Origin of the sequence: Nostoc sp. C057, assembly GCF_013393925.1 — a bacterium.
Classification (GTDB): Bacteria; Cyanobacteriota; Cyanobacteriia; order Cyanobacteriales; family Nostocaceae; genus Nostoc; species Nostoc muscorum_A.
In genome coordinates this window covers 19,074-32,929 of sequence record NZ_CP040294.1, presented here as the reverse complement: position 1 = coordinate 32,929, position 13,856 = coordinate 19,074, and the positions used below count along the sequence as shown (strand labels likewise).

11 protein-coding genes are annotated in these 13,856 nt (G+C 43.1%); 2 read left to right on the top strand and 9 right to left on the bottom strand.

Annotated elements, in window-relative coordinates; translation table 11 throughout:
• Positions 1–846: 846 nt before the first annotated feature.
• The 7 genes from FD724_RS40075 to FD724_RS40045 form a co-directional block, all read right to left on the bottom strand.
• A complete protein-coding gene (locus FD724_RS40075) occupies positions 847–1,221 on the bottom strand; it encodes a hypothetical protein (RefSeq protein WP_179077071.1) in 375 nt (124 codons plus the stop codon).
• Positions 1,222–1,898: 677 nt separating this feature from the next.
• A complete protein-coding gene (locus FD724_RS40070; RefSeq protein WP_179077073.1) occupies positions 1,899–2,873 on the bottom strand; it encodes a site-specific integrase in 975 nt (324 codons plus the stop codon).
• A gap of 188 nt (positions 2,874–3,061) precedes the next feature.
• Complete coding sequence (locus tag FD724_RS40065; protein ID WP_179077070.1) at positions 3,062–3,589, bottom strand: hypothetical protein; 528 nt, start codon at positions 3,587–3,589, stop codon at positions 3,062–3,064.
• Complete coding sequence (locus tag FD724_RS40060) at positions 3,586–4,089, bottom strand: DUF4365 domain-containing protein (RefSeq protein WP_118171818.1); 504 nt, start codon at positions 4,087–4,089, stop codon at positions 3,586–3,588. The genes FD724_RS40065 and FD724_RS40060 overlap by 4 nt, the downstream gene beginning before the upstream one ends.
• 3 nt (positions 4,090–4,092) lie before the next feature.
• A complete protein-coding gene (locus FD724_RS40055) occupies positions 4,093–4,548 on the bottom strand; it encodes a hypothetical protein (protein WP_179077069.1) in 456 nt (151 codons plus the stop codon).
• 2 nt (positions 4,549–4,550) lie between these two features.
• On the bottom strand, positions 4,551–5,330 hold the full coding sequence (locus FD724_RS40050) for a ParA family protein (RefSeq protein WP_179077068.1): 780 nt from the start codon (positions 5,328–5,330) through the stop codon (positions 4,551–4,553).
• Positions 5,331–5,543: 213 nt separating this feature from the next.
• Positions 5,544–5,882: a hypothetical protein gene (locus FD724_RS40045; RefSeq protein ID WP_179077067.1), complete on the bottom strand. Its 339-nt coding sequence runs from the start codon at positions 5,880–5,882 to the stop codon at positions 5,544–5,546.
• Positions 5,883–6,411: 529 nt separating this feature from the next.
• Here FD724_RS40045 and FD724_RS40040 point away from each other — a divergent pair.
• Positions 6,412–8,355, top strand: coding sequence for a caspase family protein (locus FD724_RS40040; protein ID WP_179077066.1), 1,944 nt, complete (start codon positions 6,412–6,414; stop codon positions 8,353–8,355).
• A 629-nt stretch (positions 8,356–8,984) separates the two neighbouring features.
• On the opposite strand, the gene psb34 is transcribed toward FD724_RS40040, so the two are convergent.
• Positions 8,985–9,155 carry a photosystem II assembly protein Psb34 gene (gene psb34, locus FD724_RS40035; RefSeq protein ID WP_141699918.1) on the bottom strand — a complete coding sequence of 57 codons (171 nt, stop codon included), beginning with the start codon at positions 9,153–9,155 and terminating at the stop codon, positions 8,985–8,987.
• 614 nt (positions 9,156–9,769) lie between these two features.
• On the opposite strand from psb34, the gene FD724_RS40030 reads away from it, so the two are divergent.
• Entirely contained in the window at positions 9,770–10,417 is a 648-nt protein-coding gene (locus tag FD724_RS40030) for a hypothetical protein (RefSeq protein ID WP_179077065.1), read from the top strand.
• Positions 10,418–10,541: 124 nt separating this feature from the next.
• On the opposite strand, the gene FD724_RS40025 is transcribed toward FD724_RS40030, so the two are convergent.
• Positions 10,542–13,607 (bottom strand): DUF3854 domain-containing protein, encoded by a 3,066-nt coding sequence (locus tag FD724_RS40025; protein WP_179077064.1) that lies wholly within the window; start codon positions 13,605–13,607, stop codon positions 10,542–10,544.
• Between the last annotated feature and the right edge of the window lie 249 nt (positions 13,608–13,856).

The following is a 13,856-nucleotide window of genomic DNA, read 5'->3' as shown; positions in this document are numbered from 1 at the left end:
GCAAGAGATTAAAAAAATTATAATTATCGACCACTTTTGCATAAAGTTATTTATATTATGTTAGGTGATGAAATGAGAGCCAAGGTGGTGGCATTAATTTCATAGGGACTTATGCAAACAATAACTTTCATAAGACGGCTAGACATTATCCCTAATTTTTTATTCTTTTTATTAACCTATTGGTAAAAGCTAAACCTTCTGAGCCAGCTAAATAAATACCTAGTAAAAACCATAACCAGCTAAGAGCATATATTATTACACTTGCGGATAAAAAACTTGCCTTGCCTGTTGAATACGCTAGAAAAACACATAAGGTTATCCCTCCCCCACTAATCAGATAACTGCTACTTATAAAAAATATACCTATCCAAAATTTAGTTGAATGCTTTGGCAAAATAGTCTCCAACCAATTTCTATAAATCAAAATTGTAAATCTGCTACAGCATATCTTGATAGCATCTGCTATTAACCCTTTTTTATCACTTTTGGAAAACAATAATCGAAGCAAAATGCTCAACTTTTGAATTAATCAAAGTTTGAGCCTTTATTTCCTAATAGAAATTAAAGCTCCGAAAGGCTTTCGGCGATTGAAACATTAATCTAGGTTGAGTTTTCGTATGGTTGGAGGAGATACCACGGACTAAAACTCGCTCCTCACACTTTGCAAGACTGGTAGATTCTATTAGGTGCTAAAGAATATTCATTTAGCTTGTTGCTAAAACGTTAATCTAATTAATCCTTGCTCCGTGTATTACACAGTAAACCATCGTCATTCAAAGTAAACTTACGATGTAATACACAGTAAAGCTTATGTTCAAACGAGATATTCAGTGAACAGCGAAGTTCTTAGAACTCATTCAGTGCGTTTCCAGGCTTCCTCTGGGTCACGCCGTCTTTCTTCAGTTCTCCTGATAAAGTGTAGTGAGTAATGGTGTCACCACTAAGCGTAAGTTTAGAGCATGTGTCTTGGTTTTCTCCAGGATAGTCGTAGCAGATGCGATCTTCATATGCAGTCCACTGTCCTGTATACGAACCCAAAAAGCTGGCTTTTCCTTGGATTGTCCCGTTGGATTCGTAGAACTCTGCCCATTTGCTGCCGAAAAGCGTCTGACCCTCGATTGCGTTTCGTAGGTTGGCTCCCGTGAGGTAGGTAGACTGCGCGTTGGCAACCGACGCTGCGATGACCATGAGAGTTACGGCGGAGAACTTGAGTATATTCATGACTTTCCTTAATGATTAGGTTCGATAACATTACCCCATATTGGGGTTTAATTTTCTGGTTTATCTCCAAACCAAGTCACTACTTGATGTCATCTAAAAGACAAAGCCAGACTAGGTTAACTTGTCACTTGGAGTCAGCATGACAGTTTGATAATAACCACAGCAAAATTTATACTATAAACAGCAAAATTTTCTGCTATAAGATTGCAAAATTTATACTATAAACAGCAAAATTTTCTGCTATAAGATTGCAAAGACAGTTTGCTTAACTACATGAATTTGTCCAATCTGCTAAATATAAGTATGAGAAAAGTTACGCGGTGTTCATGTACTTACAGAAAACATCTTTACATGAAAGATGATTAAAGTTTTACAAATATGAAAAAAATCTATCTTTTGGTAGAGGTTATAATTTTATTTATTAATGAATAAACTATATAGCTACAAGAAAATCAAAACAATTTCCGCACTTCTGTAGTAAATTTATTGACAGCATTCTGATCCCGGACTCCCACTCCATTTCCGCTGCCTCTCCTAATCCAGCGCTCCTATACAGTCATGCCTGTGCTAGTCAATTCGAGTGTGGGACTTGCTTACCTGAACGATGCCAACTGGGGTGGAAGGTGAAAGTGACAACAATCAAATTTGACATATTTGGCTTTTTTCAACTGAAGGTTTCACTTATCCCGCCTACTGTAAGGCACATTAAGCAAATCAATTGCCCGTTTCTTCGCTGCTTCCCCACGCCGATCATACTTACTTGTCGTACTTGGCGACGCATGACCTGCAAGTTTCGCTATCGTGACGATATCTGCGCCCGCATCCAATAGATTACCGATAAAAGTTCTTCTAAAATCATGAGGTGTAAACGCATCTACATCAGCTTTTTCCCCTCGCCGTTGCAATGCTCGTAACACACCTTGCTCACTCATCCGTCTCGGTATGATTTTCTTAGCCTTATTTAAAGGATAAAAAAGCGCCCCTGGTGCTTTACCCCGAATCAACAACCAATCTAGTACAGCTTGCACACCAGCTTCAGGTAAATACACAATTCTTTCCTTCCGCCCCTTCGCTTCACGTATTGTTAGTGACCGACTACGCAGCTTAAAATCGCTCAAATCAAGATAAGTTACCTCACTGCGACGCAATCCTACGGTCAAAACTGCCAGTAGTGCTGCATCCCTCCTTCCTAATGTTGAGTCATCTTGAATGCAATCATCCCAAAGCGCAGAAATTTCTTCGGCATCCAGTTCGCGCCCCTTCAATAAACTCTGACCCCGCACAGACTCAATATCAGATGCTCGTCCATACTCATCTGTGGACATTAACCCCAAGCGCCATGCTTCCTTAAGCGTCCGCCGCAACGCACATAACATTTTATTAGCCATCGCTGGGCTGTATTTTTCCATCAGCACTGATCTGACCGCAGCAGTATGCTGGTAACGCAACTTTGGCCAATCCAAAGTACTTGCATCACAACTGCCGTTGGTCAGCAGTCGGGCGATCGCATTTAACGCCTCGCGCATTGTGCGCCGCGAACCTTCACCTAAACTGTTCAGATACACCTCTGCTGGGTGCATGGTAATGGGCAGAGGCTCTGTCAGTGCCAGCGACTCTGGGCTAAAATTGTCAGCGATCGCAGGAGTGTTCACAGCAGTCAATCAAGAGCTAATGAATCAATCCTCCCTCAAAAGTGCCTCTCTGTACACCTTCTACGCCCCCCGGATTGCGAGAACTATTTTTCTCTCCACCCATTTGCGCTATAAGCCTTGCTGTGGCAAAAGTTGCAATCATTCATAATCTTGAATACTGAGCCTACTTTGGTCACGGCGTTAGAACATTATTCACTATGATCCAGGCGAAATTTATGGGGATTTTTCAGAATGAATACCCCGTTTTCCTTGATTAAGTCACCCGTGCAGTAAACTGGCAGGCGTTCTTGATAAGCCTTAAGTGCCAGGATGTAGTCACGGTCAGCTAATTCAGTGTGGATGGGACGCAGTTTATCAACCACGATGCCCAGCATGGTGATGTCGCCACTGAGGTGATCTGCATTGGGTGTGGCGATGTGGGTGACGACTGCTTGGATGGTGGTGTTGGGTGCATTTGTAATTAAGTCACCCAAAATTGACTGTTGCGATTTGGTTTCTGCCAAGGCCAGAGTTTCAACGACTTCCGCCATACGACGAGAAAAGTCGATAATTTCTGGTTTGAGGGGAAGTAAAATTTCAAAACCGTCTAGAGTCCAAATGGCAGCTTTATCACCTTGACGCTGCTGTTGCTGCCAACCATGCCCAACTAAGTAAGCTTCTACTTTTAGCGGGTTAATATATTTGAATTTTTCCACATCCGGGAAGATAGCTGTCATAGGGTTTCTCCAACGGCGATGCGTGACATTATGGTTTTGAGTGCGTCGGGGCTAAATATATTTTGACGCTTAATTTCCACAGTGATGTTCGTCTTGTTATCAATCGCTGGTTGTCCGCGCAACGATAGCCAGTAACCGCAGCGTTTGAGGGATATGGATTCTTCGGTTTGAGATAACCAGTCACTAACTTCTTCTGGCACTAAAACAACTATTAATAGTTGTGGCACGAAGGGGTCGTCTTCCCGGAGTTCGTCATAGTTTTTGACGCTGAGTCGGTATTTGATGGATGTTTCTCTCTTAACATCTTGGGATGTAGATTTAATTTGTACGTCAAATCTCGGCAGACGCTTAGAGTTGAGTTTTCCTGGTACGGTAATTGTAGCGTCGATGCCGCTATCATCTAACCTACGTGTGGCTGCTTGCAAGGAGTAGCCAGCAGTTGCAGTGACGGCATACACATAAGCGTAACTGAAATCTTCTTTTTGGGTATTGAGGCTCATTATTTACTTTGAAGGGTTGCTCAACATTGTGATTAACCGTTTAATATGCCCAACCCGCTTGCGTTGGTCGTAGCGGCGCTTGGCTTCCGTAGTAATTTTTTCTGTAAGCGCATTGTCAGTACTAGCAACAGTCCAGGCAGCTTCTAAAAATACCTCAACTGTGATGCCTAATTCTTTACAAAACCGTGTCAATTCCTGGTCGAGGTCTTTTTCTAGAACGATTGCCGAATGTCGCCGAGTTTGGGGGTATTTTTCGAGTTCGGCTTTAAGTTCTGCAAGTGTGTCAGATGGGCCAGCAGTTGAGTTGGCAAGTTCTGTAACTGGGGTGGGTTGTGGCAATGAGTTTTGCTCTTGTGGTTGGGCTTGGGGCTGTTCTCTCCTCAGAAGCGCATCCTGACGTGGTGTAACTGTTGGGCGATTGCGTTTGTTGCGTAGTTGGTTGAGTACGTTATCTGACATTTTTATTTGCTCCCAATATCCGTGCGGATTTTATCGATTAAGATTTCAAATGGATATTCCAGGTCGGTGTATCCCAACTGCGAGAGGGTTGTACGTTTGTTGATGGCCTGCTTGTAACGTTCTGACTCACGGATTGAAGGTAGAACTAACTTTTCGCCTACTTCATCGCGCATTCCATCTACAGCAGCCCGACTTTCTTGCGCTTGGGTGTTACCAAACCAGCGATCGCGGAAGGGTAGTACACCTAAGATTGAGGCATTCGTGGCTCCGACATCTCGCAAGCCGCTTAGTAAGTCGAGCGTCCGCACGAGGGAACCGTAACCTTTGACCGATGCTTCTGCGGGAATGATTAAAAAATCTGCTGCACCAATCACTGTTAAACAAATTTGCGATCGCTGGGGTGGGGCATCGATAATGCAAACTTGGAAAATCTTGCTGATGGTTTCCAATCGTCGCTTGAGTAAGGTTGCACCTACTCCACTGTTAGATAAATAATCTTGTACGGTATCGAGTTGGTCATCGGCGGGGATGAGAAACAGATTGTCGTTGTCTAGAGTCGGGTAAATGCAGTCTTCTGGTGCGACTGTTTTTTTGAGAAACTCCAATAGGGTTGGTTGGTTGGGTGATAACTCGAACCCCAGATAGGTAGTCAGATTATGTTGCGGGTCGGAGTCGAGCATCAAGGTGGTCAACCCCTGGCGTGATAGCAGCCGACCAAGGAACAGGGCTGTTGTCGTCTTGCCCTGACCGCCACTCAACGAGCTTACGGTAATTGTCAGCATCTCTATTTTCATTAATTTATTAAATTAGCCAATTAACTTAAGCTAATTTAATAATTTTGTCAATTAATTAATTTAGCTTTTTAGCTTAAAATAAAAAGCTAATTTTGTAAAATTAGCTTTTTAACCTTGTTTGGTGGTGTTTTATACGCTCTGCCCATTGCTGGCAATTCTGGGTGATTAGTCCTGGCGGTGTGGTGTTTGGTGAACGTGAAGTCAGGAGTTGACGGCATCAAATAGATTCTCATTCCCATCCCAATTTAAAGGCACTTCTATTATGGAGGCACGCGAGAAGCAGATTGACTCGCCATTTTCAACGTATATTGTTTCCCCTTCAAAAAATTGGCGGTAAGTATCTTGGACAATTCCGACCAAATCCGAACCGTCCACTGTGGTGATTTGCACGTAAATCCCCTCGGAATAACCAGAACTATGCTTTACCGAAACTCTCACAATATTATTTACAGTGATCGCACTACGAATCTCTGGATTGAGTGGTTTCCCCTCCCAATCGTAAACATCCTCTTGATGATGAAAAAATACTCCGTCTTTCACTTGCAATCTCCTTGACTATAGTTTTGCCATCAGTTAGTTCGCAAACAAATGTTAGTAACACAATCTAAGCGACCAAAAAGCCTAATATGTCGTGAGGGATGACACCCGGTTAACCCAGACTTATCAATCAGCCCGAAAGCATGAACGCTACAACCCGCATTCCGTCGTTGGCTGATTAAACTTGCTTATGATTGTAGCGCTGTAACTCTTTACAGGTATGATCCGCTTTGACTCCCGTTACAGTTACAGGACTTAAGGTGATATCAATATTGCTATCAATATTGTCTGTACTTGCCCCTAATAAGGCATCACCGTGCCAAAAAAGGTTTTTTGTACGCTAATGTCTACTTATAAGCGCTAACAGTAGTGAGTTAAAAACACTATGTCAACAAAAGCTGTTCTGGCAAGTATTGTTTCTTCCCCATTTGAAATTATTTTGACAAATCCGATTTTAAATGGCTGCAAATACATTCGATAGTAACAGCCACTGCTTCACAGCTTTTGGTTATTTCGATATAGGAGGTCAAGAATGGCTAAGATGGCACTGGTGATCGGGGTCAGCGATTACGAACCTGGTTTGACCCCCCTGCCTGGATCTGCCAGAGACATAGAGGCAATGCGGCGAGTATTACAGCAGGCCGACGTGGGTGGGTTTGATGAAGTTAAAATGTTGTTAAATCCTAAGCCTCAGGAGATGCAGGAAGCAATTGAAATCTTGTTTTCAGCTCGCAAGAAAGACGATCTAGTACTGCTGTTTTTCTCTGGTCATGGCATCAAAGACGACAACGGTAAGCTGCACTTAGCTACTCGCATGACTCGTAAAACCCCACAGGGGGAACTGATTCGAGCAACAGCAGTTCCAGCCAGTTTTGTGCAAGACATTATGAGCAATAGCCGCTCTAAGCGACAAGTTATAATTCTGGATTGTTGCTTTAGTGGAGCATTTGCTGAAGGTTGGTTAGCTAAGGATGACGGTTCTGTAGATGTTAAAAGCCAACTGGGAGGAGAAGGACGGGCTGTCCTTACGTCTTCGACTTCCACCCAGTATTCCTTCGAGCAGGAGGGATCAGACCTTTCGACTTACACTCGTTATCTAGTCGAGGGAATTGCGACTGGAGCAGCAGATATCGATAATGATGGTGTAGTTTCAATTGATGAGTTGCATGAGTATGCCAAAGGGAAAGTTCAAGAAGCTGCGCCAGCAATGAAACCAGAAATTTATGCCGTCAAAGAAGGCTACAAGATCCGTCTTTCTCAAGCACCCATCGAAGATCCAAAGCTAAGGTATCGCAAAGAAGTTGAGCATTTTGCCATTCGTGGCATGATTTCTGTCGTAGGGCGTAATACCTTAGATGCCCTACGAGATGGGCTGGGACTGCTACCTGAAGTTGCTGCGGCAATTGAAGATGAGGTGCTTAAACCTTACCAAGAGTACCAGAAAAGATTGCAGCGCTATGAGCAAGTTTTAGTTGAGGCGATTGGGCGTGAGCATTCTCTCTGTAGCGACACTCAAAACGAGTTAAAACACTTACAACGAGTTTTAGAACTCAGAGATCAAGACATTGCCCTAATTGAAGCTCAAATTACTTCCCAGAAAAAAGTAATCCAACCTTCAAGTGAACCGGGGGAAGTGATTCCGGCTCAAACTTCCTTCCGCAGTGAAGATGTAACACCTGTCAACCCGTCAAACAAAGTCCTAGCCGCAAGCCTTGCTGAAACTCCTACGCCACCTAGAATTAGGCTTCCAAGGATGTCGGCTATTTCTGTTACATTTCTAAGAAACCTTAAACTCTTTATTGGCGTAAGCATTGCTACTTCTCTGGCTTTAGTAGCTTATTTGAGGGTAACATCATCCCGCGATCAACCAATTAAATCACCTGCATCAATTGCCAGTCCTACTTCATCTTACTCAACCAAGATTAGTTCATTGGACTTGTATGATCAGGCATTCAACAAACAAAAGCAAGGAAATAACCAGGGCGCGATCGCGGATTACACTCAAGCAATTCAAATTAACAAAAACTGGGGGACAGACAATCCTGATACTAACTACTATGGTGTTGCCTCTGCCTATTTCAATAGAGGTTTTGTTCACTATTCGTTGGGCGAATTTCGACCTGCTTTTCAAAATTTCAAGCAGGCAATCAATTTCAAGTCTGACCTAGCTATTGCCTATTATTACCGGGGACTTGCCCGCTACTTCTCAGATGCTGATCGGAAGGGAGCGCTTAGGGATTTTACTCAGGGAATTGCTATCAACAAGAACTGGGGAGTAGTCAATCCTGCGGCTAATTATTTTGGTAAGGCATCTGCCCACTTCAGCTTGGGAGATATCAACTCTGAACTAGGCAATATACCGGAAGCTATTAAAAATTATCAGGATGCAGTCCCTCTGTTTCAGAAAAAGGGAGAAATATTCAATGCTCAAAAAGCGCAGAACAGAATTAAAGAACTCCAAAGGCGCAGTAAGTAAGGTCTTTTTGCTGAAGAAAAAGAGTAAAAGGGTACAGCAACAGTCAATCATTATTTCTTCAATAAATTTTTTATCATCCGAATATTTTGGGTCATCCCTAATAATCGTGTAAGCCGGATCTGCATTTTTAGGAATAATATCAGAAAAAAAACAGGGCATTTATTTTTTACTTACGTTTTTCTCAAAAATACAAGTATTTTCAATATAAATGCCAATTAGTAAATATATCAATGTTATTTTATTAGCAAACACATAAATTTACGCATCAAAATTAATCGGCTTACCATTGAAATGGTTGTAAATATCCTCTGGGCATTGAGCCGAGATAAGAACGAAAACGGAAATAGTGGCTCAAAAGGCTTGATTTTCCGTTGTCTATAACGGTGTTAAGTACAAAGAAGTAGCAAATTACCAAACCCTTTGCAGGATAATAGTTAAGAGCCTTAATTTCCGAATATGTAGCTATCTCGGCTCAATGCCGACATGAAACTTTTCTTTTGAATTGCGATGGCGGAACCCCGCTTTATAGCGATCGCACTCCACAGCAAAAAACCCCGGCGTTAAGTACCGAGGCTAGGGGGAGAAGTACGAATGACGATGAGATACAGCGATACCGAAATCAAAAAATCTTAGCTAACCGCAAAAGCAACCAAAACTAGAGCGGTAACAAACATAGCTGCAACTGCACCTTGTATAACGTAGTTACGTTGTTCCCAAATTGCCGGATATTCAGCGCAGTATACCTGGGGAACAGGAGCGTAATTGTTGAGAACGCCGTTTTCATTAACAGTGGTATACATAGTTTTTTCTCTTGTTTGTTTAGTTATGTAAACTAATATAACAATATTGTTACAATTAGTCAACAGGACTTGACACCAAAAGGCTGATAGCGTTAATAGAAATTGCTTATCAGGAATACATGAGGTAGGCGATCGCTGTCGTGCTGACTCTCCCCCAGAACTGGGAAGGGCGTAGACGCGCAGCGGCTTGTCTGATGACATCGCTTTGGTCTGGAGTTTACTTTATGGGATGATAAAGCCCGTCATTCTGATAGCGCCACGCTGTACTACTTGGATCTCGATTGGGGGTTAAGCCGGGATACGCTTTGCAATTTCCGTTTATCGAGTCACTACTCAACGAGAAAATAAGGGTTTCAGCTTCTAAGAATATTTGTCTTACTCATGTAATATCTCTTAACCCGGTTTTCTGCGCGAATGCTACTCATACCCCTATACTTTGGCGAAATGCAAAAATCAACTCCTTAACTTTCCCTAACTTATCCTCATCGACTCCTAGAAATTTTACTAATAGAGTGAAAGTGTTCAAGAAAAACCGACTCTTGTCAAAGCCAAAACAAGCAGACCTTTCAGAAAATCTTGAAACAATTATTAGTGAAAACAAGGAGCAATTTATTATGAAAAAATCTACTCTTGTCAAAGCAACAATGGGTGCTGTCTTATTGTTAACTACAGGTCTATTCAGTGTTACCAATGTTAATTCGAGTCAGGCACATTCAGCAAACCAAAAACTCAGGTATGGACAAACATACAAGCTCGTTAATGGTTACGACAATTGGCAAGGAGGTTATTTAGACACGCGGGGAAGAAACTGTTCTGACAATCTGCTGTGTGTTTCTACTGCCAACAACCCCAACAGAGATAACGGTAGTGGGTCTTGGAAGATTCTATCAAAAACTGGCAAAACAGGAGTTGTTGAGTCGCTCGATGACGTTTACCTGCAAAATCAATATGAGCAAGGTGCTGGTGGTTACTTAGACACGCGGGGAAGAAACTGTTCTGACAATCTGCTGTGTGTCTCTACAGCCAACAACCCCAACAGAGATAGTGGTAGCGGAACCTGGAAAATAATTTCTAAAAACAAATCTTCAGATGACTTACGTGAAGGTCAGCCTGTTCAACTTGTGAATGGTTATGGTAATGGTCAAGGAGGTTACTTAGATACCAGAGGCAGAAGTTGTAATGAAAATTTGTTGTGTGTCTCAACGGCTGCTGGCGCAGATAGAGATAGTGGTAGCGGAACTTGGAAATTTATTAAGCAGTAAATTTTAGCTGAAGAACAGACTATCACGGGGTGAAATGAGCATCCATTCCGAAACTTACGCCTTATTGTGGTTCAAAATCGGCTTGTTTGCAGTTTCATCCCCCGATGTTTGCAGTTCGCTACACCTAAGTATCCAAAAACTCCAGTTCACTAACATCAATGAGATTTAATCCACCCGCCGCAGCACCAGGACGCAACGGTGAAGGTGCAGTGAGCGGCTCTCCGGTTCGGGCAGAAACCAAAAGAACTTTATCACTACCACAGGAAACCCAAGAGATTTTATATTCTTCGCCGCTTGAAAGTAGCTTTACACGATCTCCTTTAACGGGTTGGCGGGTGGTGACGGATGCTGATGGAGCCGGTGACGGATTGGTGACGGACTGGTGATGGTTTGGGGAAATGGATGGTAATGCAAGTGGTGTATGGGTTATAGCTATCTCAGGTGATGGTTGTGACGGAGGTGATAGAGTTTTGCCCAAACTTTCTACACAATCTGTTTTCTCATCGCCCAAACTTTCACTCTTAAAAAAATTAGATGGATGATTTTTTACCTCATTTACAAAAAGATTTTTCTGTAAATGTCCATCACATCCGTCACCGTAAGGCTTTGAGTCCATCACCATATCCATAACCTTGTCCGTCACACCTTCATCACCAGCTTGATTGGAAGTGATTGAAGATTCGGAAGGGAACGGAGCCTCATCGAAAGCGCCTCTTAACCGGATACCGTAAAAATGACTGCCAGTTCTGGTTTTTTCCTGCTTAACATCAGACCATCCCAGCACATGATTTAAGACTTGCAGTAAGTCTGGGGTGAAATTGGGTAAGCTCTTGCCCTGTTGCCCGGAATTTTGGCAGTAGTGATGGTAGGAGCCAAACAGTGTGCTGATTTCGGGGCGGTAGCTGCTGCTTTGCCATTCGTTTTTGTTGGAGCCAACTTTGACCACAGCTGAAGGATCTTGCACGATATGCCGTTCCACCCAAGCCGCGATGGAGTCAGTCATTTGTGCCATTTCCCAGTAAGCGAGATCATAGCCAGTAGAGTTTTTTCCATTGAGAGTGTTAATTATTTCACTCTCTGGAATGGTAAGTAGGTACTGGGTGAAGGCTCCCATCTCTGGGTAGAGCTTTTCTCTGAGGTGAGTATCTACAATTGGTGGACAGTAATTCATGTTTACTACAATCAACCGCCTTTTGAGCCATCTGCCGACCCCAGAGCCTTGGAGCGCCGCATAATTGGAAGTAATTAAAACTGTGGCAGCAAGTCTAACATCACAAGCTTTTTTATAAACTTCCTTGGCTTTGGTGCTTCCTCCCCCCGTGAGGGTTTTGAAAGTTTGCAAACCGCCATTGACCTTATCTTGATCCTCAAAAATGACTGAGCGTTTGTTGTTGATGTCTACCAGGAAATTAGGATTATCCAAGTTTTCAATTTTGCCACTCCAAGTATTCTCTGAGCCGACTAACGCCTGAAGGATATCCGAGTAAATGCCTTTACCATTGCCGCCATTGCCCCAGAGGTAAAGAATTTTTTGGAGATGAGACATACCTCTGAGTGTGGCAGCTGCAAAACAGATGAGGGTTTGTATTTTTTGGGAGTCGCCCTCCGTTACTTCCTGGAACCAACCGCGAATTGTTGGCCAATCTCGAAGAGAGGGATTATCAAAGCGATGGGGCAGTGTCCAGGTTAAATAATTACCGGGTGAGTGTTTCTCAAACTTTCCAGTAGCCAGCACCAGTACGCCATCTAGGAATGGAACGATGTCGTGTCTTGTGGGCCACGTTTCAACAGTTAGCCGTCGCGCCATGAATTTGCGAATATTGACTATATAGCTATCAGTGCCATAGCCAACAATTGAACGGGCATCTAATATTCCCTGAATCATTGTTTCGATCATGTGGTCATCCTGGGATTTCCACAATCCCGAATCGTCACCAAGATAGTACTTCCATTCCTTATATTCGTTGCAGTACTTGAGGCGCTCTCGGTAATCTTCGACCAGTTCAAATGCCAACATATCAGCGGGGATAATTTTCGACTTCGACTGATAAGACTTTGACTGATGAGACTTAGACTCAACGGCATTTTTGCCGTGGGTCAATTCTCTGATTTGCTGATTTAGTGCCGCGATTAGATTATCCGCACTCATGCGAGTTTTCAAAATATTTAACTCTACAATCGTGCCGTAGAGTTGAGAAAGTTGTTCGAGTTGTTCAAAACTATTTACCTCGTCTACCGCCCCAATGCCCAGCATTTTGGTGACTATGGCAAGACATAGCGCATTATTATAGCTTTGGGCCCAAAGCGTTTCACCGTTTGGTGTCAGCAACAAGTCATCAATCCCTTTGCCTAGTGACTCGTCCCAGATGGGGCGCGATACGGATGAGCCTACTTTTTGCGCTGCATAAGACAGTGCATCAATCCCCTTGTTTACAGATGCTATAACCGAGGGCTTAGAATCCATGTCATAGGCAACTAACAAAGTTTTGGGACGATTCATCAAGAGCTGTAAGCTGGGTTTGAATCGCTTGGTTTTTTTATCTACTCCACAGGTCGCGCCGTAGTTGGTGGTGGCGGGGTATCCCTGACAGATTAGACTAAACAGTTTTTCGCCGCCTTCGGTCGTAATTACAGGTAACTCGGAATTGGCTAACCATTCATAGAAATCCACACCATCAGGGATACTGCCTTTCGAAAGTCCTAGCTGTTGCTCAACGAGCCTTCTAATAGTGGGGACGACGCGAGGATAGAAGCACTGATCTCCATTCTTAGATGGAGCCAGCCGTTTGTAAGGCTTTGTGCCATCATCGTTTGGTAGACTCAAAATTGAATGCCAGACGCTACCATCTGCATTCAGCATCAGCGCAGCATACACAACGCCGGAATATGGTTTTTTCCACCTTAAAGCCTCGGCTATCCGGTGCGGTGAGTCTGTAAACTCAATCATCGCGTCAAACTGCTCTGCACAAAGTCGGTCACGCCCAAACTTCTGCTTAATAAAATCTTTGAAAGCGTCAAATGAAATCCAATGCTGTTTAACGCTCTCGTTAGTCCAGATTTGCTCAACACTATTGGGCTGTGTCGCCTGATTCCTGGGTTCAGATAATAGTGGGGCTAGAGTCAGTTGATCTAGATGTCCACGAACGTCATTTGTAGCAGTACTCCCAGAACTGTTAAAGGTGGCTACCATTGTGAAATCCTTGTGAGGTAAATTGTGTGGGCTTTACCTCCCCTGAAGATTCACCAAAATTTTAATCAAATTTCTCGTTAAACCCGTTGTAGGAAGTTCTCGGAACTGATAACATTAAGTTATAAAGAAATTTAATAGAAAAAAACTACGGGGTGTCTTCTAGGACTGTTAAACAACTTGCTTCAACAAGTTGAGTCTTGGGGAGGCATTCTTTTCTTATGTATATCTGGTGACATGACACTTAGAAAA

Excerpts from the sequence above, each read along its gene's own strand:
- FD724_RS40075 (WP_179077071.1), bottom strand. The coding sequence starts at position 1,221 with ATGAATATACTCAAGTTCTCCGCCGTAACTCTCATGGTCATCGCAGCG.
- FD724_RS40065 (WP_179077070.1), bottom strand. The coding sequence starts at position 3,589 with ATGACAGCTATCTTCCCGGATGTGGAAAAATTCAAATATATTAACCCG.
- FD724_RS40060 (WP_118171818.1), bottom strand. The coding sequence starts at position 4,089 with ATGAGCCTCAATACCCAAAAAGAAGATTTCAGTTACGCTTATGTGTAT.
- FD724_RS40055 (WP_179077069.1), bottom strand. The coding sequence starts at position 4,548 with ATGTCAGATAACGTACTCAACCAACTACGCAACAAACGCAATCGCCCA.
- FD724_RS40050 (WP_179077068.1), bottom strand. The coding sequence starts at position 5,330 with ATGCTGACAATTACCGTAAGCTCGTTGAGTGGCGGTCAGGGCAAGACG.
- FD724_RS40040 (WP_179077066.1), top strand. The coding sequence starts at position 6,412 with ATGGCTAAGATGGCACTGGTGATCGGGGTCAGCGATTACGAACCTGGT.
- psb34 (WP_141699918.1), bottom strand. The coding sequence starts at position 9,155 with ATGTATACCACTGTTAATGAAAACGGCGTTCTCAACAATTACGCTCCT.
- FD724_RS40030 (WP_179077065.1), top strand. The coding sequence starts at position 9,770 with ATGAAAAAATCTACTCTTGTCAAAGCAACAATGGGTGCTGTCTTATTG.
- FD724_RS40025 (WP_179077064.1), bottom strand. The coding sequence starts at position 13,607 with ATGGTAGCCACCTTTAACAGTTCTGGGAGTACTGCTACAAATGACGTT.